4 protein-coding genes are annotated in these 2,091 nt (G+C 50.7%); all 4 read left to right on the forward strand.

The features are described 5' to 3' along the window. Positions 1–365: hypothetical protein (locus ACOYNV_RS27900; protein WP_422903083.1), on the forward strand; the 365-nt coding region annotated here is incomplete at its 5' end. Positions 366–447: 82 nt separating this feature from the next. Beyond that, positions 448–735: a CopG family ribbon-helix-helix protein gene (locus tag ACOYNV_RS27905; protein ID WP_422903084.1), complete on the forward strand. Its 288-nt coding sequence runs from the start codon at positions 448–450 to the stop codon at positions 733–735. Continuing rightward, positions 723–1,019: a type II toxin-antitoxin system RelE/ParE family toxin gene (locus tag ACOYNV_RS27910; RefSeq protein WP_422903085.1), complete on the forward strand. Its 297-nt coding sequence runs from the start codon at positions 723–725 to the stop codon at positions 1,017–1,019. The genes ACOYNV_RS27905 and ACOYNV_RS27910 overlap by 13 nt, the downstream gene beginning before the upstream one ends. Before the next feature lie 354 nt (positions 1,020–1,373). Next, positions 1,374–1,916 carry a tetratricopeptide repeat protein gene (locus ACOYNV_RS27915; protein WP_422903086.1) on the forward strand — a complete coding sequence of 181 codons (543 nt, stop codon included), beginning with the start codon at positions 1,374–1,376 and terminating at the stop codon, positions 1,914–1,916. Positions 1,917–2,091 lie beyond the last annotated feature (175 nt).

Raw genomic sequence — 2,091 nt, forward strand, 5'->3', positions numbered from 1 at the left:
ATATTTTCAGATTGAATTCAACACAGTGCCATAAGATAAATCTTATTATCTTAGGTGGGTTTTTTTGGGTCAAAACCGGACTCTTCTCCTGGTGTGAAAGGGGTTGCTTGAAAATCATGCACTTACGGGATTTTTTACCGCGGCAGCATGGGGTTGAGACAAAAGCCGATTTTTTTGCGCCACTGCACATTCAGCCTTCGGACAAGGGCATCGAGAGATCAATGCATGAGCCCCTGTGGGGGTGCAAGCCCTGGTTAACGGGTTTTTTTGACCAAGGGAGAACAGTGACGCTGTTGGCTATGCGCGCGGGTAGCTGGACTGGGCTGGATTTTTGGGTGACGGAATTTTCGGCGGTTCCGGTTTGAACCAGCGTAGCATCGTCAGGCAACATGCGTTGTAGTGAAAGACTATACTTTGCACTACAACATAACCATACAGGCACCAATCATGACTGCTACTACCGTACCAATGTCAATACGCCTTGAGCCCAGTGCCCGGCAAAAGCTTAAAGAGATCGCTGCTCGGCAAAAACGCACTGCCCATGCACTTGCTACTGAAGCTATTACAACGCTCATTGAACAAAAAGAGCGCGAGTATGCTTTCAACCAAAGCTGCATCGATTCCTACAACCAATACAAAGAAACAGGTTTGCACGTCACGCACGAAGAAATCGTGCCGTGGTTGGAGTCGCTATTTACAGATGATGAATTGCCACCACCAGCATGCCACGCATAATTTACACGCCTGCGGCCATTGCCGACCTGGTTCGTCTTGCCAAGTTTCTCGGCACCAAAGACAAGATGGTCGCGAAAAGAGCGATCTCCATCATTCGATCAGAAATTGAAAAGGCAGCCATACTGCCAGACAGATACCGCCCAGTGCCAGATTTGATGCACTTTCGGGAAATCATTATCGACTTTGGAAGTAGCGGCTATATTGCTCGGTTCAGGCATGAACAAGGCGGCGATATTTTTATAGTCCGCATCAAACACCAGTTAGAAAATGATCCTCTGATGTAAGGCGTAAGCGTTTGGCTGGCATTTCCAAAAGGCACCCCACGCAGCAGGTGGATTGGACCTCCTCAATCAAGGTTCTGCGCAGAGTGGCGGCCATTTGTTGCTGGATTGTCACCACGCTCCACGGCATACGCCTTGACGGTCATCGGAGCAATGTTTCGTTGGCTGATTGAGCAGCGCCCCTATTTCCGCGCCGTGATGATGGCCACGCAAGCGCCCGCAATGGCCCCACAATGGTTTTATCAGCCCGTGTGACCGAGGTGGTGCAACCGGGCTTCCCCATCGGCAAATCCGCAGCAATGGCCGATTTTTCCGTTTTGCGAGAGAAAATAAAAGCGCAACCGTTTGAGCGAATGAATGCGCGACACTGACGAAAGACTAAACATGGACACCCAGAATTTACCGAAACCAATCGCTGACTTGATGGAGGGCTTGGCGGCTTATGTCGCGCGCGATTTAGCGAAAGCATTGCAAAAGTTAAAGCCGCTTGCCGAGCAGGGGGAAGCCATCGCACAAAACATCCTTGGCCAGATTTACGACGACGGAATTGGTGTACCAGAGGACAACCAAGAGGCGCTTAAATGGTTCCGGTTGGCTGTAGCGCAGGGGAATCCCATTGCCCAATACAACCTCGGCCAGATGTACCTCAAAGGGAAAGGCGTGGCACAAGACAACCAGGAAGCGTTAAGGTTGTTCCGATTGTCCGTAGCGCAAGGTTATTCCTGCGCACAATCCATTCTCGGTGTGATGCACTTCGAAGGCTTGGGGGTGCCACAGGACAAACAGGAAGCACTGAAGTGGTTTAGGCTGGCAGCAGCACAAGGGGATATCTCCGGCCAGGCCAACCTTAGAGATAGGTACGAGGCAGGTCAAGGAGCAGACTACGTAAATCGGCATTGACCAAAGGATTGACCCAATGGGATTCGCACCGAAAAAGCACAATGTCCTGGTGCAAGCACAAAAGCTGAAGATCACGGCCACCATCACCGGCTTGGACGTGGATTTACAGACTGCGGGTTGTAAGGATTCGGTAAACAATAACTTCCCGAGTTCGGGGATCAGTGGTGACCAAGTA

The sequence above is a fragment of the Propionivibrio sp. genome (genome assembly GCF_049316945.1).
Classification (GTDB): Bacteria; Pseudomonadota; Gammaproteobacteria; order Burkholderiales; family Rhodocyclaceae; genus Propionivibrio.